At 40.9% G+C, this 22,763-nt stretch carries 18 protein-coding genes and 1 other RNA gene; 16 read left to right on the top strand and 3 right to left on the bottom strand.

Annotation, left to right across the window (positions count from 1 at the left end; translation table 11 throughout):
- Positions 1 to 243 precede the first annotated feature (243 nt).
- From BHF69_RS05745 to BHF69_RS05735, 3 genes are read left to right on the top strand one after another with little or no spacing between them, the layout of a single operon-like run.
- Complete coding sequence (locus BHF69_RS05745) at positions 244 to 1,242, top strand: ABC transporter substrate-binding protein (protein ID WP_075670107.1); 999 nt, start codon at positions 244 to 246, stop codon at positions 1,240 to 1,242.
- 25 nt (positions 1,243 to 1,267) lie between these two features.
- A complete protein-coding gene (locus BHF69_RS05740; RefSeq protein ID WP_075670106.1) occupies positions 1,268 to 2,146 on the top strand; it encodes an ABC transporter permease in 879 nt (292 codons plus the stop codon).
- Positions 2,147 to 2,926: an ABC transporter ATP-binding protein gene (locus BHF69_RS05735; RefSeq protein WP_075670105.1), complete on the top strand. Its 780-nt coding sequence runs from the start codon at positions 2,147 to 2,149 to the stop codon at positions 2,924 to 2,926.
- Positions 2,927 to 3,002: 76 nt separating this feature from the next.
- Here BHF69_RS05735 and BHF69_RS05730 read toward each other — a convergent pair whose 3' ends face one another.
- From BHF69_RS05730 to rfbD, 3 genes are read right to left on the bottom strand one after another with little or no spacing between them, the layout of a single operon-like run.
- Entirely contained in the window at positions 3,003 to 3,854 is an 852-nt protein-coding gene (locus BHF69_RS05730; protein ID WP_075670104.1) for a transporter substrate-binding domain-containing protein, read from the bottom strand.
- Positions 3,855 to 3,869: 15 nt separating this feature from the next.
- On the bottom strand, positions 3,870 to 5,153 hold the full coding sequence (locus tag BHF69_RS05725; RefSeq protein WP_075670103.1) for a dicarboxylate/amino acid:cation symporter: 1,284 nt from the start codon (positions 5,151 to 5,153) through the stop codon (positions 3,870 to 3,872).
- An 11-nt stretch (positions 5,154 to 5,164) separates the two neighbouring features.
- Positions 5,165 to 6,019, bottom strand: a complete 855-nt coding sequence (gene rfbD / locus BHF69_RS05720) for a dTDP-4-dehydrorhamnose reductase (protein ID WP_075670102.1) — start codon at positions 6,017 to 6,019, stop codon at positions 5,165 to 5,167.
- Between the two features lie 230 nt (positions 6,020 to 6,249).
- Between rfbD and BHF69_RS05715 the strand changes: the two genes are divergently transcribed.
- The 13 genes from BHF69_RS05715 to BHF69_RS05655 all read left to right on the top strand — a co-directional run bounded on the left by BHF69_RS05715 (position 6,250) and on the right by BHF69_RS05655 (position 22,690).
- The gene (locus BHF69_RS05715) at positions 6,250 to 7,485 is read left to right on the top strand and encodes a sensor histidine kinase (RefSeq protein ID WP_158022560.1); all 1,236 of its coding nucleotides are present in this window, start codon (positions 6,250 to 6,252) and stop codon (positions 7,483 to 7,485) included.
- Positions 7,482 to 8,345 carry a response regulator gene (locus BHF69_RS05710; protein ID WP_075671721.1) on the top strand — a complete coding sequence of 288 codons (864 nt, stop codon included), beginning with the start codon at positions 7,482 to 7,484 and terminating at the stop codon, positions 8,343 to 8,345. Before BHF69_RS05715 ends, BHF69_RS05710 begins: the two co-directional genes overlap by 4 nt.
- A gap of 263 nt (positions 8,346 to 8,608) precedes the next feature.
- Complete coding sequence (gene queD, locus BHF69_RS05705) at positions 8,609 to 9,028, top strand: 6-carboxytetrahydropterin synthase QueD (RefSeq protein WP_075670100.1); 420 nt, start codon at positions 8,609 to 8,611, stop codon at positions 9,026 to 9,028.
- Between the two features lie 4 nt (positions 9,029 to 9,032).
- Positions 9,033 to 9,701, top strand: a complete 669-nt coding sequence (gene queE, locus BHF69_RS05700; RefSeq protein WP_143249496.1) for a putative 7-carboxy-7-deazaguanine synthase QueE — start codon at positions 9,033 to 9,035, stop codon at positions 9,699 to 9,701.
- Position 9,702: 1 nt separating this feature from the next.
- On the top strand, positions 9,703 to 10,284 hold the full coding sequence (gene folE, locus BHF69_RS05695; protein ID WP_075670099.1) for a GTP cyclohydrolase I FolE: 582 nt from the start codon (positions 9,703 to 9,705) through the stop codon (positions 10,282 to 10,284).
- A gap of 18 nt (positions 10,285 to 10,302) precedes the next feature.
- Positions 10,303 to 10,968, top strand: coding sequence for a 7-cyano-7-deazaguanine synthase QueC (queC, locus tag BHF69_RS05690; protein WP_075670098.1), 666 nt, complete (start codon positions 10,303 to 10,305; stop codon positions 10,966 to 10,968).
- A 284-nt stretch (positions 10,969 to 11,252) separates the two neighbouring features.
- Entirely contained in the window at positions 11,253 to 15,788 is a 4,536-nt protein-coding gene (gltB, locus tag BHF69_RS05685; protein WP_075670097.1) for a glutamate synthase large subunit, read from the top strand.
- 16 nt (positions 15,789 to 15,804) lie between these two features.
- Complete coding sequence (locus BHF69_RS05680; RefSeq protein ID WP_075670096.1) at positions 15,805 to 17,289, top strand: glutamate synthase subunit beta; 1,485 nt, start codon at positions 15,805 to 15,807, stop codon at positions 17,287 to 17,289.
- Positions 17,290 to 17,440: 151 nt separating this feature from the next.
- Positions 17,441 to 19,045 (top strand): hydroxylamine reductase, encoded by a 1,605-nt coding sequence (hcp, locus tag BHF69_RS05675; RefSeq protein WP_192846985.1) that lies wholly within the window; start codon positions 17,441 to 17,443, stop codon positions 19,043 to 19,045.
- Between the two features lie 65 nt (positions 19,046 to 19,110).
- Positions 19,111 to 19,659 (top strand): DUF5662 family protein, encoded by a 549-nt coding sequence (locus BHF69_RS05670; RefSeq protein ID WP_075670095.1) that lies wholly within the window; start codon positions 19,111 to 19,113, stop codon positions 19,657 to 19,659.
- Between the two features lie 51 nt (positions 19,660 to 19,710).
- A non-coding RNA gene (gene ssrS, locus BHF69_RS05665) (6S RNA) lies at positions 19,711 to 19,891 on the top strand.
- 168 nt (positions 19,892 to 20,059) lie between these two features.
- Positions 20,060 to 21,394, top strand: a complete 1,335-nt coding sequence (locus tag BHF69_RS05660) for a SpoIID/LytB domain-containing protein (RefSeq protein ID WP_075670094.1) — start codon at positions 20,060 to 20,062, stop codon at positions 21,392 to 21,394.
- A gap of 78 nt (positions 21,395 to 21,472) precedes the next feature.
- On the top strand, positions 21,473 to 22,690 hold the full coding sequence (locus BHF69_RS05655; RefSeq protein ID WP_075670093.1) for a D-alanyl-D-alanine carboxypeptidase family protein: 1,218 nt from the start codon (positions 21,473 to 21,475) through the stop codon (positions 22,688 to 22,690).
- The last annotated feature ends 73 nt before the right edge of the window (positions 22,691 to 22,763 follow it).

Below are 22,763 nucleotides of genomic sequence, written 5' to 3'. Positions count from 1 at the left end.
GAGCCCTTTAGGGCTCCATAGGTAAATGATGTTGCAGTTGGCGAACCATTCGATGAGTCTTTAGACTCTAGTGCCGGTAATTTGCCCTTATAGGGCAAGTACAAACCACCGGCTGAGCCGGTGGTTGTGATTTATTTCATTAAGAAGTTTTATGTAATAAAAACCCCCGGTAGATGGATAAGATGAATACAGAACACTCATGCTTGTTTTCACGGAATAAAAGGATTGTAAAGGAGAAGAAAAATGAGAAAAAAATTATTAACACTCGGTTTAAGCGTAGTTTTAGCAGGAACAATGTTAACAGGATGTGGAGGATCCGAGAAGGAAGAAGCGGTAACCATTGGAATCCAGCAGTTTGCAGAGCATGGTTCTTTGGATAACTGTAGAGAAGGATTTTTAAAAGGGTTAGAGGAAGAAGGATATACAGAAGGTGAAAACCTGGAGGTGAAGTATGAAAATGCTCAGTCCGATACAGGTGCAGCTTCTCAGATTGCAACCAATTTCCTTTCTGAAGAGGTGGATTTGATGTGCGCCATTGCAACACCAAGTGCTATGGCATGTTACAACGTGGCAGAAGAAGAGGGAATTCCTGTTATCTATACAGCAGTTTCTGATCCAGTTGCAGCAAAATTAGCAGATAAAGATGGAAAACCGGTGGGAGAAGTTACTGGAACCTCCGATGCTTATCCATATGAAAAGCAGTTAGAATTGATTCGTCAGATTCTTCCAGAAGCAAAGAAGATTGGTATCTTACATACAACAAGCGAAACCAATTCCGATTCTCAGCTTGCATCCTACCAGAAGCTGGCTAAGGATTATGATTTCGAAGTCGTAGAAAGAGGTGTTAGTGCAAGTGCAGATATCCCAACTGCAACAGACAGTATCTTAAAGGAAGTGGATTGTATCGTAAACTTAACCGATAATACAGTCGTATCCAGTCTTCCAACTATTTTGGATAAGGCAAATGAGAAGAATATTCCAGTGTTTGGATCTGAAATTGAACAGGTGAAGATCGGATGTCTGGCAGCAGCAGGTCTGGATTATATGGATCTTGGAGAACAGACAGGTAAGATGGCAGCCAAAGTATTGAAAGGTGAGAAAAAAGCTTCTGAAATGAATTATGAAGTGATCACAGAACCAAAGATTTATGTTAATGAAAAAGTTGCAGATAATATGAAGATCAAGATCAGCGACGATGTAAAAGCAGATGAAACATTTGACAAGATCAGTGAATCAAAATAAAGAATCAGATTAGGAGGAATCTTTTATGGGATCCTTAATTACAGGAGTTTTAGAGCAGGGAATGATCTATGCGATTATGTCCCTTGGTGTATACATTACATATAGAATCTTGGATTTTCCGGATCTGACAGTAGACGGCAGCTTCCCGCTGGGGGCAGCCGTTACTGCTGTTTTGATTATGAAAGGGGTCAATCCCTATGCAACGTTGTTCATAGCAACGCTGGCTGGAGCAATATCCGGAGTTGCGACAGGAGTTATCCACGTAAAGTTTAAAGTCAGAGACCTGTTGTCCAGTATCATTGTTATGACAGCTTTATATTCAATCAATCTTCGGATTGCTGGAAAGGCCAATCTACCGCTGTTTGGAGAAGAAACAATCTTTAAAAACAGCGTTATGGATGGAATTTTTCAGGGAGGAATCAAACCTTATAAAACCATGATCATCATACTGGTAGTAGCGCTTGTTGGAAAGCTTCTGCTGGATGCGTATTTGATTACCCGTTCCGGATATTTACTAAGAGCAGTTGGTGACAATGAAACCATCGTCACCTCCCTTGCCAAGGACAGTGGAAAGGTAAAAATCGTAGGACTTGCCATTGCCAATGGACTGGTAGCACTTTCAGGCTGTGTTATGTGTCAGCAGCAGAGATTTTTTGATATTTCCATGGGAACAGGTACCATGGTCATCGGTCTTGCCAGTGTTATTATTGGGACCAATATCTTTAAAAATGTATCTAAGATAAAGGCGACTACATCAGTGGTGATCGGAGCGATTCTGTATAAAGGTTGTGTGGCAGCTGCAATTGAGCTTGGAATGTCTGCAACCGATATGAAGCTGATTACTTCTACGCTGTTTTTGATTATTTTGATCGCAACCATGGATAGAAAGAAGAAGGTGAAGTAGATGCTGGAATTAAGAAATATTGATAAATATTATAATTTAGGAACCATTAATGAAATGTGTCTCTTCAAAAACTTTAATTTGAAAGTAGAAAAAGGCGAGTTTATTGCGGTGATCGGAAGTAATGGATCTGGAAAAACATCTATGTTAAATATGATCTGTGGAAGTGTTCAGCCAGATGCCGGTTCTATCTATATCAATGGGAAGGATATTACAAAAGTAAAGGAATATAAGCGTTATGAAACCATAGGAAGGGTATATCAGGATCCCTCTATGGGAACGTGTCCCAGCATGACCATTTTGGAAAATATGTCATTGGCAGATAACAAAGGAAAAAGCTTTAATCTTCGTTTTGGTACCAATCGAAAGAGGATCAATGCCTATAAAGAACTGCTAAGTCAGTTGAATCTTGGACTGGAGGATAAGCTTCATGTAAAGGTTGGTTCCCTGTCTGGCGGGCAGAGGCAGGCATTGGCACTTTTGATGTCTACGATGACACCACTTGATTTTCTGATTTTAGATGAGCATACAGCAGCACTGGATCCGAAGACGGCAGATATTAATATGATGCTGACTCAGCGTTTTGTAAGGGAAAAGGGGTTAACCGCTATTATGGTTACCCATAACCTGAGATATGCAGTAGAATACGGAGATCGTTTGATCATGATGCATCAGGGAAAAGCGATTATGGATTTAAAGGGTGAAGAAAAGCAGAAGGTTGGAATTGATCACATTTTGGATAAATTCAATGAGATCAGTATTGAAGTTGGTAATGATCTGTAAAAAATAAATAAGAATCAATAAGAAAAGAGGATTGTCTCGTCTGTGTTTGACGGGAGCAATCCTCTTTCTCATATAATTAATAACCGTACTGGTCAATGACTACGTTGACAGCATCGATCAGGCCCTGGCTGTCCTTCGGAGCGGCTACTCCGTAATTTTGTTGTGCAAAACGGTCAGGAAGGATGGTAAGGCTGTCATCCAGATAACCATTCAGGATACTGGTATCAACAGCAAATACATCGATGGTGCCATTTTTCAGTGCTCTATAAAGTGCTTCGTAAGAAGAATATTCGAAGAAAATCGGTGCCACATTCAAAGAGCGTTGTCTGATGTAATTGAGCATATGGGCTCTGGTATCGGCATTTTTTGCAACACCCACCTTCTTACCATCTAATTTTTTGATGGAAGTGATTCCGGTGGTTCCCAGGCTGTTTTTATCAGAATAAGTCTTTTTTACCATTAATCCGATGGCATCGGTATAATAAGAATCAGAGAATAGGAAAGCCTCCTGGCGTTCCTTGGTAATGGTAAAGGTGGCGATGACGCAGTCTACAGTATGTTCCACTAACAGTGTGCTTCGATTTTCCACTGTGGCCTTTACGAAGGTAACTAATTTTTCCTTTTTGGCTTTTTCTGGGGTGGTATCAAAGATTTTTCCTGCTAGCTGATAGGCAAGATCCACTTCCATTCCAGACCAGGTTTTGGATTCGGCATTATAATATCCAAATCCTGGAACATCAGTCTTACAGCCAACAATTAAGTATCCGCGGTCGATAATTTTCTGAATATCGTCGGTGATTTCAATGTTGTAGTCCTTTTTCTCTGTAGAAGATGTATTCTTATCTGAAGAACCGGCTTGACACCCAGTCATGAAAATGACAAAACAGAGAAACAGAAGCAAAAAAGAACGTAAACGAGTGTGCTTCATAATACAATCCCCCTTTTATTTTGAAGGAACGTCAGCATAGAATACCTCTTTATCACAGGATCCATCCTGACAGGCAACGATGGTAGTACATACAGCGTCACCGGTGATGTTAACCGCAGTACGTGCCATATCGAGGATTCGGTCGATACCCATGATCAGTGCGATGGCTTCTACTGGAAGTCCGACAGAGGCGAATACCATAGATAACGTAATCAATCCAACACCAGGAACACCAGCGGTTCCTACAGAAGCTAAAGTGGCAGTTGCGATAACGGTAACGTAATCGCCGATTCCTAAAGGAATTCCATACGCCTGAGCGGCAAATACGACAGCGACCCCCTGCATGATAGCAGTTCCGTCCATGTTGATGGTTGCACCTAATGGAATGGTGAAGGAAGAAATCCGTTTGGATACTCCCATTTTCTTATCCAATGTATCGATGGATAACGGAATCGTAGCGTTGGAAGTTGCGGTTGAGAAAGCAAATCCCATAACCGGAAGAAACTTCTTCAGGAAACGTAAAGGATTTAATCCGGTGAATAATTTTAATAATATCATATAAACGACCAGACACTGCAGTACCAGACCGCCCATAACAGATCCCATGTATTTTAACATTGGAACAAAAGCATCAAATCCGATTCCTACGAATGTCTTTGCGATTAAGCTGAACACACCGATTGGAGCCAGTCCCATGACCATGCTGGTCATTTCCATCATAATGTCATTAAATTGTGTGAAGAAACTGGAAACCGTATCTGCTTTATCCCCTAATTTGGCAAGGATAATACCAATGATCAGCGCAAATACGATGATTTGAAGCATCTCACCTTCGGCCAGACTTTGAATAGGGTTCTTTGGAATGATATTGAGCAGTGTATCTGCAAAGCTTGTTTTTTCAGCAATGGTGGCTTCTCCTTTTTCGATGGAAGAAATATCAAGTCCGATACCAGGGTTGATGCATCGGGCCACCGTAATGGCTACTGTAACGGCTACAGCAGTGGTAAAAAGATAGAAACAGATTGTTTTTACGCCTACTTTACCCAGTGTTTTGGTATCACCGATAGCAGATGCTCCGCAGATCAGGGAGCAGAATACCAGAGGTACTACCAACATCTGCATTAATCGAATGAATCCCTGTCCGAGAATGTAGAAGATGCCATTTACAAAAATTTCATCTCGGATGTATCCGGCTGGCATAAAGTAGTGCATCAAAATTCCAACTACTGCCCCCGCGATAAGAGAAATAAAAATCAGTGTGGTAAGCCCGATTTTTTTCTTTTCTGTTTTCGTTGTCATAGTGTATCCTCCTATTTGTTTAAAGAATTGATATAATCAGCTAAGGCATCTCTCCACTGAGGCATTTCATAGCTATCAGTAAGCTTCATCATGAGATTGTCCAGGATAGTGTAACGGCCTCGGCTGACAACAGATTCGCCCGATGCGGATAATACTGGCTCGACGGTTACATCAGTAATGCCGGCAAGCTTTAAGATTACCTTAGCGAATTCATAACGGCTGCACATACCTTCGCAGGAAGCATGATAGGTGCCGTACTCATTGGTTTCCAGCAGATGCAGGATAAATTTTGCGAGTTCTTTGGCACTGGTTGGAGTACTGAATTGGTCAGAAGGAACCTGAATGACGGATTTTGTTTTCGCCTCTTTCAAGATATGAGATACGAAATTGTTTTCTCCATTTCCATAAATCCAGGAGCTTCGGATGATCAGATGCTTTGGATTTAATTCACGAACGAAATTTTCTCCTGCTAATTTGGATTTACCATAGATAGTGATCGGAAAGACATTGTCAAATTCATTTAATGCAACCTGGCGTCTTCCGTCAAAGACATCATCGGTGGAAATCTGAACAAATTTAGCTCCGATAGAACGGGAAGCTGCACATAAGTTGCGGGCACCAATGGCATTGACCTTATATGCCTGAATCATATCCTTTTCACATTCTTCCAGATCGGTCATACCGGCACAATTGATAATGACGTTTGGATGTGTCATGTTAATATAAGAAGTAACCTCTTCCAGATTTGTAATATCCAAGTCGATATCCGTAGATAATAAGGTATACTTGGTATAGTCAATCTGATCACAGATGGCAGTTCCTAATTGTCCATTGGCTCCGGCAATCCAGATTTTTGTCTTATTCATTGTTTCATCTCCTTAATATAATATTTGTATTTTCCTGTGGAAACATACAGATGTGTATCCGCAAGAAAACAGCCCTAATCTACAAATGTAAAAAAGGACTGATATCATTGATCATTAGTAAATACTATAAATCTATGATAAAATAATTATACATAGGGGTTACAAAAAACTACAAAAAAATTAAAAAAATGTCAAAAATATTAGGAAAAAGATTCAAAAAGGAAAGAAAAATGAAGAAAAAAATAAAAATACCCAATTACATAAAATATGGATTTCTAGTAGGAGTCGTAAGCCAGTTTTATTTTGCTCCAGTCCCTGGCATTCATTTTTATGTTACGATCGGGGTTATCTTACTTGGATTCTGGATGGCCAATGGTACTGAGAAATATCCACCGTTCCTGCTTGCGCTTTACAGCGGGGTGTTTGCAACTGCTTTGCGTTGGATAATTTATACGATTGGTCCTCAGGGTGTTGCAGGACAGCAAATGCAGCTTGCATATTCTACATTTACCTATTATATTGTATATGGAAGTTTATGCAGCATCCTGTTGCAGGAATTAAAGAATAGAGGCAGAACAGAAAAAATTATAGTAGTGGGAATCATTGATTTTATCAGCAATCTGGTGGAGGTCATGATATTAGACGGGATGGATCGGATTTCTCTGCGCCTGTTGTTGCTTTGTGCCTTGATTCGCTGTGCTGCCATCTGGGTGCTGAGCGTCACCTACGATCATCATCGTCTGTTGATCATTCAACGGGAACATCAGAAAAGATACGAGCGGCTCAATGATTTTCTTGTGAATATCTATGCGGAGGTATTTTATCTGAAAAAATCCCAAAAGGATCTGGAAGGTGCTATGAAGCTTGCTCATAAGATTTATGATGAGAGCAAGAATGAGGATGCATTGAACGTTGCGATTCAGATTCATGAGATCAAGAAGGATTATTATCGGCTGGTATCTGGGCTTTCCAGTATGATCAAACAGGTAGATGAGTCTGAGACGATGGATATTAAAGAAATATTTAAAATTATCAAAACCAGTATGATGCATCAAATGGAAAGTCTTGGGAAGCAGGTGGATATCCGCTTTCTTTCCGTTACAGACGGGAAAGTGGTGCAATATTATGATATTTTTGTAATTTTAAATAATCTGATCATCAATGCGGTGGATGCATGTGAGGATGGAGATGAAATCTGCGTTACTTATGATAAGATTGAGGATCATTTCTTTTTGTCGGTGATGGATACCGGCTGTGGCATGAGCAAAGAGATACAGGAATGTATCTTTTCGCCGGGATTTTCCACCAAGTTTGATGTGCATACCGGAGAAATATCCAGTGGCATTGGATTGTGCCATGTCAAAGAAATTGTAGAAAAAAGAAAGGGAAGTATACAGGTAGAGAGTCAGGAAGGAAAGGGGACAGAATTTACCATATGGTTACCAATGAAGGGAGAGGAAAGATGAAATATATGATCATAGATGATGATAAAAGCATTCGCATGATCTTGAGTCTGTTAATTCGGCAGAATCAACTTGGAACAGTGGTCGCACAGCTGGAGGAGGGCGGTCATGCGGTGGAAGATATCTTATTCTATCGTCCGGATATTTTACTGATTGATCTCTTATTGCCGGGAAAAGAAGGCATCGAGATCGTAAAGGAAGCGGTTCAAAAGGGGTTTCATGGAAAGATTATTATGATTTCCTGTGTTGAGGATGCAGAGATGATTTCAAAGGCTTACGAAAGCGGGGTTATGTTCTATATTAATAAGCCGGTGAATGCCATTGAAACGGTTTCTGTACTGGGAAATGTGAAGAAGATGATTGAGCTAGAACAGTCCATGAGTGCCATTAAGAAGGCGTTGCTTGGATCAGAGACGGAGCCGATGATTACACAAAAACCGGATATTGACAGTAGGATCGATGAGATTTTTACAGAAATCGGAATTGTTGGATTTTCTGGAACAGAAGAGACCAAGGAGGTGTTAAAGGCGATTTATCGATCACAGACGGCCAACCGTATGTGTAAGTATCGGCTAAAGGATGTTTATGAGGATGTGTGCCGAAAGCTTTACGGCAATGAGAATTTGGCTGTGAATCGGAAGAATATGGAACAGAGGATTCGAAGGACGATCCAGAAGGCCCTGATTAATGTGGCGGAAATCGGATGCGAGGATTATTATGATCCTATTTTTACCAAATATGCATCCACTCTGTTTGATTTTCGTCAGGTTCGACAGGAGATGCAGCATATCAAGGATGCAACTGCCTACGCGGGTAAGATTAATACGAAGAAGTTTATTGAAGGAATCATCGCAAAGATTTGACTTGCATAGAAAATAATGATAAGATGAATCTTATGTAATAGAATATGTTATCAGATGGGAGAGGCTTCTGATCTGATAAAGACAGTTCGCTTGTACCATCCTGTCTATAAATAAAACTAGGACCAGAATCGAAGAGGAGAATCTTTGTGGGACAGGCGTATGTATGCCTGTCCCTTTTTGTAAAATTCTTTTTATAGGAGAGGAAATTTCTTTTCCTATTCTATAAAAACACTGCGTGTGGAATGGATAAAGGAGTTATAAGAATGTATATTTTAAGAACAGAACATGAATTTGATGCGGCACATTTTCTAAAAGGTTATGAAGGAAAGTGCAGCAACATTCATGGACATCGCTGGAGAGTTGTGGTGAGTGTTGGGGATGATAAGCTTCAGTCGGAGGGGAATACCAGAGGAATGGTAGTAGATTTTTCCCAACTGAAGGATGATGTAAAACGAATGGTCAATGCATTTGACCATAAACTGATTATAGAAGATGACAGTTTAAAGTTGAGTACGGTCAATGCATTGCTGCAGGAAGATTTTGATATTATTTCCCTGCCAATGCGTCCGACGGCGGAAAATTTCGCAAAATATTTTTACGATTCTATGAAAGGAAAGGGGTATCACGTTGTAGAGGTACTGGTTTATGAGACACCGAACAATTGTGCTGCCTATCGGGAATAGATTTATGTTGCGCTATCAGGTAGTAGAAAGCTTTTTAAGCATTAACGGAGAAGGGAAGCGGGCAGGGCAGCTTGCAGTGTTCCTGCGGTTTGCCGGCTGTAATTTAAAATGCAGCTATTGCGATACCATGTGGGCGAATCAGCCGGATGTTGCCTATACATGGATGACGAAGGAAGAAATTTATGAGATTGTCCGTCAGTCAGGAGCAAAGAATGTGACCATTACCGGTGGAGAGCCTCTGCTTCAGAAGGGCATGAAAGAACTACTGGCTTTTTTGGCTGAGGATGAAAGTCTGACGATAGAAATTGAAACCAATGGAAGTGTGGATCTTACGCCATATTTATCCATAAGTGACAGAGTGGTCATGACGATGGATTATAAGCTTCCGGGAAGTGGAATGGAAGATCGAATGAATCTTTCCAATCTAAAAAAACTGCGGACGGTGGATACAGTGAAATTTGTATCTGGCAGCAGAGAAGATCTTATACGGGCAGTGCAGATCATGGAGGAATATACACTTCGTGGAAGATGTGCCTGCTATTTAAGCCCTGTATTTGGGAGAATAGAACCAGTTGAGATGGTAGAGTTTATGAAGGAAAGACAGTTGACAGGAGTGAATCTTCAGATTCAGATGCATAAGGTGATATGGGATCCGGAGATGAAAGGAGTATAAAATGGCAATTGACAGAGAAGCAATCAAGGAGCATATTCGTGGGATTTTAGTCGCTCTGGGTGATGATCCGGAGAGAGAAGGCCTTAAGGAAACACCAGAGAGAGTGGCAAAGATGTATGAGGAAGTCTTTGAAGGAATGAATTATACCAATGATGAGATTGCCGCCATGTTTGGGAAGACCTTTGAAGAGGAGAATACGATAAAGGGAGAAAATGATCTGGTCGTTGTAAAGGATATTGAGGTATTCAGCTACTGTGAACATCATATGGCACTGATGTATGATATGAAGATAACCGTTGCCTATACACCGGTTGGCAAGGTAATCGGACTTAGCAAAATTGCAAGAATTGCAGATATGGTTGCAAAGCGTCTTCAGCTGCAGGAACGTATTGGAAGTGATATCGCTCAGATTATTACAAAAGTTACCGGGTCAGAGGATGTGGCAGTGATCATTGAAGGAAATCACAGCTGTATGACGGCAAGAGGAATTAAGAAACCGGGATCTAAGACTGTGACCACAACATTAAGAGGAAGATTTAATACAGATGCAGCATTGCAGAATCGATTATTTATGTGTCGATAGAATGGAGGAGAACGAAATATGAGTAAACCAACGAAAGCAGTTGTAGTATTCAGCGGCGGACAAGACAGCACCACCTGTCTGTTCTGGGCAAAGCAGAAATATGAAGAGGTTATTGCGGTTTCCTTTGATTATGGACAAAGACATGTGAAGGAACTGGAATGTGCCAAGGCGATTTGCAAGAAGCATGGAATTGAACACCATATTATGGATATGGGGCTGTTGGGACAGCTGGCACCTAATTCTCTCACAAGAACCGATATGGAAGTGGATCATGATGCCCCGGAAGTAGGAACACCGAATACTTTTGTAGACGGAAGAAATATGATTTTCTTAACCTTCGCGGCAGTTTTTGCAAAGCAGAGAGGGATTCATGTGTTAGTAACAGGAGTATCTCAAAGTGATTTTAGCGGCTATCCAGACTGCAGGGATGTATTCATTAAGTCTTTATCTGCCACGTTGACACTGGCTATGGACTATGCTTTTGATATTATCACGCCGCTTATGTGGATTGACAAAAAAGAAACCTGGCAGATGGCAGATGAACTTGGGGTTGTGGATATTATTAAAAATGAAACTTTAACATGCTATAATGGCATAATTGGAGATGGATGTGGAGATTGCCCATCCTGTAAATTGAGAAGAAGAGGATATGAACAGTATCTGGAAGAAAAAAACAAAAAATAATTTTTACGATAAAACAGCAAAGTTGTATTAAAAAGAGGCTCAATAAGCCTCTTTTTAATATTAGTTTTTTAAATTATCAGATAATAAACTTAATAATATTAAGTATTCTAATTGTCAGACAACTTAACGAAAAAAACTGTTTACAAATAAAAAAAAGTATAGTAAGATTATGCATGAACACAAAATGTGAAAGAATTAAAAATAAAAATTGCAAAAATAAAGAATGATCAACCGCCCGTCAAAATAAAGGGGAGGAATGGAATCAGGTGAAGAGAAAGGAGCTAATGTATATGAATCAAAAAAATCAGTCTATTGGTTTGTATGATCCTAGTTTTGAACATGACAACTGTGGTATCGGTGCATGTGTAGACATTAAGGGAAGAAAAAGTCATGCCACTGTTCAGAATGCTCTTAAAATTGTAGAAACATTGGAACACAGAGCAGGAAAAGATGCAGCAGGAGAAACCGGAGATGGTGTTGGTATTATGCTGCAGATCTCCCATAACTTCTTTAAGAAGGCTTGTAAACCATTGGGAATTGAAATTGGTAATGAAAGAGAATACGGAATCGGAATGTTTTTCTTTCCTCAGGATGAATTAAAATGTAAACAGTCTATGAAGATGTTTGAAATCATCGTACAGAAGGAAGGAATGGAATTTCTTGGATGGAGAGATGTTCCAACTGATCCGGATGTCTTAGGAAAGAAAGCGTTAGAATGTATGCCAAACATCAAACAGGCATTTGTGAAAAAGCCGATGGATGTGGAGAAAGGTCTTGCGTTCGATCGTAAGTTATATATTGTAAGAAAAGTATTTGAACAGAGTAATGAGGATGTATATGTGGTTTCCTTATCAAGCAGAACCATTGTATACAAGGGTATGTTCTTAGTTGGACAGCTTCGCCTGTTCTTTAAGGATCTTCATGATGAAGATTATGAATCTGCAATCGCAATGGTACATTCTCGTTTCAGTACGAATACAACACCAAGCTGGGAAAAAGCGCATCCATATCGTTTTATCGTACATAATGGTGAGATCAATACCATCCGGGGTAATGCAGATAAGATGCATGCCAGAGAAGAGATCTTAGAATCTGAAGCACTGCGCGGTGAGATGCATAAATTAACTCCTGTTGTAGATCCGAATGGTTCTGACTCTGCCAGACTAGATAATACACTGGAATTTATGGTTATGAGTGGAATGGCTCTTCCTTTGGCAGTCATGATCACGATTCCGGAACCTTGGGAAAACAACGACAATATGTCATCTGAGAAAAGAGATTTCTATCAGTACTATGCAACGATGATGGAACCTTGGGATGGTCCTGCATCTATTCTTTTCACGGATGGTGATATTATGGGAGCGGTTCTTGACCGTAATGGACTTCGTCCATCCCGTTACTATGTAACCAACGATGATCAGCTGATCTTGTCTTCTGAAATTGGAGTGCTGGACATTGATCCAACCAACATTAAGATCAAAGACCGTCTTCGTCCAGGCCGTATGCTCTTAGTAGATACTGTAAAAGGAGAGATGATCGATGATGATACCTTAAAAGAAGAATATGCTAACAGACAGCCATATGGTGAATGGTTGGATTCACAGATCGTTGAGCTGCATGATTTAAAAATTCCAAATAAGAGAGTGGAATCTTATACATTAGAGCATAGACAGAAATTGTTAAAAGCATTTGGTTATTCTTATGAAGATGTGAAGACATCCGTTCTTCCGATGGCAGAGACCGGAAGCGAATCCATTGCAGCTATGGGTACCGATTCTCCATTGGCAGTGTTCTCTAAGATGAGACAGCCATTGTTTAACTACTTTAAGCAGCTGTTTGCACAGGTTACCAACCCGCCGATCGATGCGATTCGTGAAGAAGTAGTAACATCTACAACGGTATATATTGGAAAAGGCGGTAATGTCTTAAGAGAAGAACCGGAAAACTGTAACGTATTAAAGGTTCGTAATCCGATCTTGACCAATACGGATATGTTAAAGATCAAGAATATTAAGCATGAAGGATTTAAAGTCGTAGAAATTCCGATTACCTTCTATAAAAATACATCCATGGAGAAAGCCATCGACCATTTATTCATCGAGGCGGACCGTGCATACCGGGAAGGTGCTAACATCATTGTGTTATCCGATAGAGATGTGGATGAATACCATGTTGCAATTCCTTGTCTGCTGGCAGTATCCGCTTTGCATCAGTATCTGATCCGTACGAAGAAATCTACTTCTATGGCCATCATTCTGGAATCCGGACAGCCAAGAGAAGTACATCACTTTGCAACCTTATTAGGATATGGTGCAGTAGCCATTAACCCATATTTGGCACAGCTGACTATTCAGGATCTGATCAATGAAGGCATGCTGGAAAAAGATTACTATGCAGCAGTGGATGATTATAACAATGCGATCCTTCATGGTATTGTAAAGATTGCTTCTAAGATGGGTATTTCTACTATTCAGTCTTATCAGGGATCACAGATTTTTGAAGCAATTGGTATCAGCAAGGATGTGATCGATAAATACTTTACGAATACAGTAAGCCGTATCGGTGGTATCACATTAGACGATATCTATGATGACGTCAGTGCAAGACATACAGCAGCCTTTGATCCACTGGGACTGGAGAATGATATTTCTTTAGACAGTACCGGATCTCATAAGGTAAGAAGTGGTAAGGAACAGCATCTGTATAATCCAAAGACCATTCATACGTTACAGATGGCTACCCGTACTGGAGATTATGAATTATTTAAACAATATACAAAGATGGTAGATGAAGAGCTGGAACCAGGAAATATCCGTGGAATGATGCAGTTTAAGTATCCTAAGAAAGGAATTCCTCTTTCTCAGGTTGAGAGTGTGGAATCTATCGTAAAACGTTTTAAGACTGGCGCTATGTCTTATGGATCTATTTCCGGAGAAGCACACGAAGCACTTGCCATTGCTATGAACCGTCTGGGCGGTAAGTCCAACAGCGGTGAGGGTGGAGAACGTCCGGAGAGACTGACCGTAGGTCCAGATGGAGTAAATCGTTGTTCTGCCATCAAGCAGGTAGCTTCTGGTCGTTTTGGTGTAACAAGTGAATATCTGGTAAGTGCCAAAGAGATTCAGATTAAGATGGCACAGGGAGCAAAACCAGGAGAAGGTGGACATCTTCCGGGAGGAAAGGTGTATCCATGGATTGCGAAGACAAGACATTCTACACCTGGTGTAAGTTTGATTTCCCCACCACCACATCATGATATTTATTCCATTGAGGATTTGGCGCAGCTGATTTATGACTGTAAGAATGCCAATACAGATGCAAGAATTTCTGTAAAATTAGTATCTGAAGCAGGTGTTGGTACGGTAGCAGCCGGTGTTGCAAAAGCTGGAGCACAGGTTATCTTGATTTCTGGTTACGATGGAGGTACTGGTGCAGCACCAAGAAGTTCCATCTATAATGCAGGACTTCCTTGGGAATTGGGACTTGCAGAGACTCACCAGACACTGATCAAGAATGACCTTCGTAATAAAGTCATCATTGAGACAGATGGTAAGCTGATGAGTGGACGTGACGTTGCCATTGCATGTATGCTGGGGGCAGAAGAGTTTGGATTTGCAACCGCTCCTCTGGTAACATTAGGATGTGTGATGATGAGAGTCTGCAACCTGGATACTTGCCCTGTTGGTGTGGCAACTCAGAATCCAGAGCTTCGCAAGCGTTTCATGGGTAAACCAGAATATGTAGAAAACTTCATGAGATTTATTGCTCAGGAATTAAGAGAATATATGGCAGCCTTTGGAGTAAAAACGGTAGATGAATTAGTGGGAAGAACCGATTTCTTAGAGCCAAACAAAGAAGCATACAATAAGAACATCGATCTTACTAACATTTTAACGAATCCATTCAGCAAAAAAGAAAAGATTCAGTATAATAAGAAGAATGTATATGATTTTAAGCTGGAAACAACAAAGGATGAAACAGTTCTTTTAAAACAGTTAAAAACTGCATTGGAATCTAAGCAGAAGCGCAGCATTACTGTAGATGTAACCAACATTGACCGTGCATTTGGTACCATCTTTGGTTCTGAGATTACAAAACGTTATAAGAATACCTTAGACGATGATACGTATACCGTTATTTGTAATGGTGCCGGTGGTCAGAGCTTTGGTGCCTTTATTCCAAAAGGTCTGACCTTAGAGCTGGAAGGCGACAGCAACGATTACTTCGGAAAGGGACTTTCTGGTGGTAAGCTGATCGTATATCCTCCAAAAGGATCTATGTTCAAAGCGGATGAAAATATCATCGTTGGTAATGTAGCATTATACGGAGCTACCAGCGGAAAAGCTTACATCAATGGTGTGGCTGGTGAACGTTTCTGTGTACGTAACTCTGGTGCGACTGCAGTCGTAGAAGGTGTTGGAGATCATGGCTGTGAATACATGACAGGAGGACGTGTTGTCATTCTTGGAGAAACAGGTAAGAACTTTGCAGCAGGTATGAGCGGTGGTATTGCTTATGTTCTGGATGAAGATAATCACCTGTATAAACGTGTAAATAAAGCTTTGGTTGGGATTGAATCTCTTTCTAACAAATACGATGTATTAGAACTGATTGGTATGATCAAAGATCATGTTGCCTATACCAACTCTGAAAAAGGTAAGATGATCCTGGATAATATTGAAGAATATCTTCCAAAATTCAAGAAAGTTATGCCACATGATTACAAACGGATGTTAAATGCCATCGTTCAAATGGAGGAACGTGGATTAAACAGTGAACAGGCACAGATTGAAGCGTTCTATCAGAATAAAAATAAATAGTCAGGAGGAGAAGAACATGGGAAAACCAACTGGATTTTTAGAATATGAACAAAAATTAGCAGAAGCAATTGAACCGAAAGAACGAATTAAAAATTTCAATGAATTCCATACTCCTCTTAGTGAAAAGGAACAGAGAAAACAAGGTGGAAGATGTATGGAATGTGGTGTCCCATTTTGTCAGGCTGGCATGATGATTGCCGGTATGGCATCTGGATGCCCGTTAAATAACCTGGTTCCAGAATGGAATGATCTTGTATACCGTGGCAACTGGGAGGCTGCATATTATCGTTTGAAAAAGACCAATCCATTTCCGGAATTTACTGGAAGAGTCTGCCCGGGACTTTGTATGGCAGCCTGCACCTGTAATCTTCATGGAGAACCGGTTGCATCTAAGGAAAATGAACTGGCGATTATTGAAAGAGCCTATCGGACTGGACTTGCAAAAGCCAATCCACCAAAAAATCGTACTGGTAAGAAGGTAGCAGTTATTGGATCTGGACCAGCTGGGTTATCTGCTGCTAACTCTCTGAATAAAAGGGGTCATGAGGTTACTGTTTTTGAACGAAATGACAGAGTGGGTGGACTTCTGATGTACGGAATTCCAAATATGAAGCTGGAGAAACAGTATATTGACCGTAAGGTGTCCATCATGAAGGAAGAAGGAATTACCTTTAAAACCAATGTAAATGTAGGCGTGGATATAAAGGCAAAACAGCTGTTAAAGGAATTTGATGCAGTGATCCTTGCATGTGGTGCATCCAATCCTCGTGATATTAAGGTCCCTGGCAGAGAGGCAAAAGGAATCTATTTTGCAGTTGACTTTTTAACAAGAAATACAAAGAGTCTTCTGGATTCCAACTTAACGGATGGAAAGAATATTTCTGCCAAAGGAAAACGTGTGATGATCATCGGTGGCGGAGATACAGGAAATGACTGTGTTGGAACTTCTGTCCGCCATGGTGCTAAGAGCATAATGCAGCTGGAAATGATGCCGAAACCTCCAGAAACACGTGCGGAGAATAATCCATGGCCACAGTGGCCAAAAGTCTGCAAGACAGATTACGGTCAGGAAGAAGCGATCGCGGTATATGGACATGATCCTCGTGTCTATACAACGACAGTCAAAGAATTTATTAAGAACGATAAGGGAGAAGTCTGCAAAGCAGTTTTGGTAAAACTGGAAAGCAAGAAAGACGAAAAGACCGGACGTATGATGATGGTCAACATCCCTGGAAGTGAATATGAAGTAGATGTGGATCTGGTATTGATCGCAGCTGGTTTCTTAGGAAGTCAGGATTATGTAACAAAAGAATTTAAGGTTGCCGTCAATGAACGTACCAATGTTAAGACAGAACCTGGTAAATATAAGACGAATGTAGACAGAGTCTTTGCTGCAGGTGATATGCATCGAGGACAGTCCCTGGTCGTATGGGCCATTCGAGAAGGCCGTGATGTGGCTAGAGATGTGGACTTAGAATTGATGGGATATACAAATCTGTAATAACATTTTGCGTCTATGATGAAAGATAAAGCAGTCACGAGAAATTGTGGCTGCTTTTTGTTGGAAAAACAACAGATTTGTTGGATTGATTATATTATAATGAACCCGGAAATTAAGAAAAATAATCAATCAAAGATTAGGAGGATTTGAAATGAACAATCAAATGTTTTGTTTTCAATGTGAGCAGACCGCAGGCTGCAAAGCATGTACCGGGGCTGCGGGTGTCTGCGGAAAAAAAGCAGATACTGCTGAACTTCAAGATAAATTGACAGGAGCCCTGATCGGTCTTGCCCGTGCAACGGAAGGAAATGAAGACTTAGTGGCTGAAACTACGGATCAGATAGTTCTAGAAGGACTTTTTACCACTGTCACGAATGTGAACTTTAACAATGAGACCATCCGAGCATTGATTCAGAAGATAGAAGCAGAAAAGCAAAGAATTGTTCCTGAATGTTACAGCTGTGGATTGGTTTGTGGCAGAAATGACAATTATGATATGAATCAGCTTTGGAATGCCGATGAGGATATCCGTTCTCTAAAATCGCTGATCCTATTTGGTATTCGAGGGGTAGCAGCATATGCTTATCATGCGGCGGTTTTGGGATACAAAGACCCGATCGTAAACAAATTTTTCTATAAAGCCCTTTTTGCCATCAGTATGGATGATTGGGGCATGGAGGAATTACTGCCGATCGTTATGGAGGTGGGCGAAATCAATCTGAGATGTATGGCGCTGCTTGATAAAGCCAACACCGAGACCTACGGTAACCCTGCTCCAACAGAAGTGAGCCTGACAGTGGAAAAAGGACCGTTTATCGTGATTTCTGGGCACGATCTCTATGATTTGAAACTGCTTCTTGAGCAAACGAAAGGCAAGGGAATCAATATCTACACCCATGGAGAGATGCTTCCAGCGCACGCTTATCCTGAGTTGAAGAAATATCCTCACCTAAAAGGTAATTTTGGTACAGCTTGGCAGAATCAGCAAAAGGAATTTGCGGATATAAAAGCGCCGATCCTTTTTACTACCAACTGTCTGATGCCGCCGAAAGCCAGCTATGCTGACCGTGTATTTACGACCGAAGTCGTTTCCTATCCTGAAATGATTCACATCGGAGAGGATAAAGACTTTACTCCTGTGATTGAAAAGGCACTTGAGCTTGGTGGTTATTCTATAGATGTGCGGTTTACAGGTATGAACGGTGGAGAAAAGGTGATGACAGGCTTTGGCCACAATGCAGTTTTGTCAGTTGCAGATACAGTGATCGAAGCAGTCAAGGCAGGAGATATTTCACACTTTTTCCTCGTTGGTGGATGCGATGGTGCGAAACCAGGACGCAACTATTACACGGAATTTGTGAAACAAACGCCATCTGACAGTATTGTATTGACCCTTGCTTGCGGAAAATATCGTTTTAACGATCTGAATCTTGGTACCATCGGTGGTTTGCCTCGTATTATGGACATGGGACAGTGTAATGACGCATACAGTGCTATCAAAGTGGCTGTTGCCCTTTCAGAAGCATTCGAATGTGATGTAAATGACCTTCCACTTTCTATGGTGCTGTCATGGTATGAGCAAAAGGCAGTTTGCATTCTGCTTACGCTTTTACATCTCGGTATCAAGAACATTTTCCTTGGCCCATCCCTTCCGGCGTTTGTGTCTCCGAATGTTTTAAGTTTTCTTGTGGAGCATTATCATATTGCACCGATTACTACACCAGAAGAGGATCTAAAGAAAATTGCTTTGACATAATACTATTATCCTGTTATATTATTGTTGGCTGGATCAGCAGAAGAAAAACAGAGAGAGTGAGAAATATGGATCCAATTGGACATTTTAAAACAATTACCTATCATAAGATCATGGTAGCCCGGATGTGTTTTCAGGTAGGATTGTATAAACAGGGGCTGCTTCATGATATGTCAAAATATATGCCATCAGAATTTATTACGGGGGCCCGTTATTACACAGGACATCGGAGTCCTAATTCTGTTGAACGAGAGAAGTGTGGAGTGTCTAGAGCCTGGCTTCATCATAAGGGACGCAATAAACATCATTTTGAATATTGGCTGGATTATAGCTTTGATCGTTCGGAGAAGAAATTGATCGGGATGAAGATTCCGAAAAACTATATGGTAGAGATGTTCATTGATCGGGTCTGTGCCGGAAAAGTTTATAATGGAGAAAAATTCCGGGAAAAACATGTATATGAATATTATAAAAATGGCATAGGCGCCTATCTTCTTCATCCGGAATCCCGCAGATATCTGGAACGTCTTATGAAGATGTATGGCATAAAGGGAGAACGATATACCCTTCGTTATATTAAAAAGGACTTAAAGGAAAATATTAGTCAGTATGATTAGCTTGCATTCTGCATATCCTTTTAGTATAATAAATGTAAAGAAAAAGTAAAGAACTTCCTGGGGTGTACGACAGCCTGCGTATTTTGAACCTACATTTACGTGAAACGGGATTTCTATATTCCTGGTGGAATGTCAAGCCTCCGTTGGCAGTGGAAGACAGGAAGCCTGGTGCGATCGCCCACCTAGCATTGGCTAGGCGTCAAAATCGTGGGAACGGCATTTTGGGAAGTTTACATAGGAGAATAATTACAAAAGATACAGAAGGAGCTATCGGAAAATGGAGTGATGATTTCATTTTGTTTTCTGATAGCTCCTTTCATCTGTCAAAAAATAATCCTGGAAGAGTGTGTATGAGGAATATCAGGGCTGCATCGATCATAAAATGATATAGGAGGCAGTCATGGGAGAAAAGATTATTTTAGGCATATTGATGCTATGTATGGCAACTGGCATCTGGATGGGCCCTTATTTGTGGAACAGTACGGCCAGATTCACCAAAGCGGAGGACCAACGATCCAAAAAGGTGGTGATAAAAAAGGCGGAAGCAGAGGAAGTAATGGATACTTCAGAAATTCGGGTGCTTCTAAGCAACCAGACGTTGGGAAAATATCTTCATAAAAAGGTAGTACTTACTTCTGAAAAACCATATTATGTGAGACGAAATGGAAAGGTGGTTGAGAAAAAAGCGGGACAGAAGACGAACATAAACTTTCGAAAGACAAAAGTGGGACAAACCGTAATCTTTTCTGGAACGGGAAAGTTGCAGATTCTGTCCTTTCGTCGAGGATATGGATATCCATCTTATCGTGGAAAATTAGAAGTACATTATGGGGAAAAGGGAATTTTTCTGGTTAATCAACTCCTTTTGGAAGAATATCTGTATGCCGTACTTCCGAGTGAAATGCCGGTTTCTTATGGAAAGGAAGCATTGAAGGTGCAGGCGGTCTGTGCCAGGACCTTTGCAGTGAAGCAGATGAATGGAAAGAAATGGGCGGCTTATGATGCGGATGTAGATGACAGCGTAGCCAGTCAGGTTTACAATAATTCTCAGGAATGTGAGGAAAGTATACAGGCGGTTATGGATACGGCAGGAGAAGTGATGAAGTATAAAGGGAAGGTAATATCCACCTACTTTTTTTCAACCTCCTGGGGACATACAGCGGACAGTCATGATGTATGGATCCAGAAGGGGAGTTCACCGGTGTATCTAACGGGGAGCCTTCAGAAAGAAAAAAAGCAAAGATGGGATCTGTCTGCGGAGAAAAAATTGAAAAATTTTTTAAAGGAGGATGTGATTACTTACGACAGTGATTTTCCGTGGTATCGGTGGCAGGTGACCATTCCATATTTCAAATTAAACCGGCAATCCCTAGGAACGATCCAAAATGTGCAGGTGACAGAGCGGGGAAGCAGTGGAGTGGCAAAGACATTGCGGGTTACCGGAAGTAAAGGGGTCAGAGAGATCCGGGGAGAATATCGGATTCGTACATGGCTGTCTCCAGATGGATGTAGAATTCTTCGAAAGGATGGATCGATCGTAAAGAATGCCCAGATTCTGCCCAGTGGGTGTTTTGTAATACAGGAACAAAAAAACGGACTTGCCATATCCGGTGGCGGTTATGGCCATGGTGTGGGAATGTCCCAAAATGGGGCGAAGAAGCAGGCAGAAACAGGAAAAACCTATGAAGAAATTCTGACCTATTATTATCCAGAGGCCACTTTATCACAAAAGTAAGAAAGAATGGAAACATTTTTAGAATAATTAAAAAATCTCCTAGTAAAATAGTAAAAAGAGGATACTAGGAGTTTTTTTATGCGAAAAATCAGTTCCGTTCTATTATGCGTGGTACTGCTCGTTGTCTGCTCCATACCGGTATCAGCGGAAGAAAAGCTGAAATTAACAGCCAGGTCGGCCATCGTCATGGAGGCGGAAAGTGGAAGGATTATTTATGAAGATAACAGTTCAGAAGCACTTCCTCCGGCCAGTGTTACCAAGGTCATGACATTACTTTTGATTTTTGAAGCTATCGGCCAGGGAAAGCTTGCACTTTCAGATGAAATCACTGTGAGCGAGCATGCAGCATCCATGGGAGGTTCCCAGGTATTTTTGGAGGCTGGAGAAGTTCAGACGGTGGAGGTTATGATCAAATCCATTGCTGTAGCCAGCGGAAATGATGCATCGGTGGCCATGGCAGAACATATTGGAGGAAGTGAGGATGGATTTGTTGCCATGATGAATCAGAAGGCCAAAGACCTGGGAATGAAGAATACGGTATTTAAGAACTGCTGTGGGCTAGATACGGAAGGTCATGTAACATCAGCAAAAGATATTGCCATTATGTCCAGAGAACTGATTACAAAGCATCCATCGGTCTTAAAATATTCTTCCATATGGATGGATGAATTTATCCATAAAACCAAAAAAGGAGAATCTGTCTTTGGTCTTAGTAACACCAATAAGCTGTTAAAACAGTATCAAGGCTGTACCGGCCTTAAGACAGGAAGTACCAGTCAGGCAAAATTCTGTTTGAGTGCCACTGCAAAAAGAAATGGCATTACTCTGATTGCTGTCGTCATGGCTTCTAATAGCTCCAAAGATCGGATCAAAGATGCAACAACATTGCTAGATTATGGATTCGGGGGCTGCAGAGTGTACGAGGCACCGGATCTTAAGAAGAAGCTAAAACCAGTTCCAGTGGCAGGAGGAGAAAAGCAGGAAGCGAAAATTGCCAGTAAGAAAATTTTCCGTACTGTGCTTATCAATGGAGAATCAGAGGATGGTATTACGTATAACATTCAGCGGAAGAAGAATTTAAAAGCGCCGTTGAAGAAGGGGGATGCAGCAGGGTGGATCACCTATTATCAGAATGGTTCTTATATTGGAAAAGTGCAGCTGATCATAACAGAGGAAATTGGGAAATTGACATTTGCAAAAAGTGTTTCCAGAGTTTTGAAACAGTTTCTCTATCAGCTGGCAGGAGATGTTTCCTCTGCCAAGTCTCCGCAGAGCATCCGTTGGGATAAAAAATAAAAAATGGTTGGAAATGAGAAAGAGAAGGGATATACTAGCATTGAGAACGAAAAAACAAAAGAAAAGGAGTTGG

It is taken from the genome of Anaerostipes sp. 992a (genome assembly GCF_001940245.1).
In the GTDB taxonomy this organism is placed as follows: Bacteria; Bacillota; Clostridia; order Lachnospirales; family Lachnospiraceae; genus Fimousia.
The sequence above is the reverse complement of the archived record's forward strand: the minus strand, read 5'-3'. Positions and strand labels throughout refer to the sequence as shown.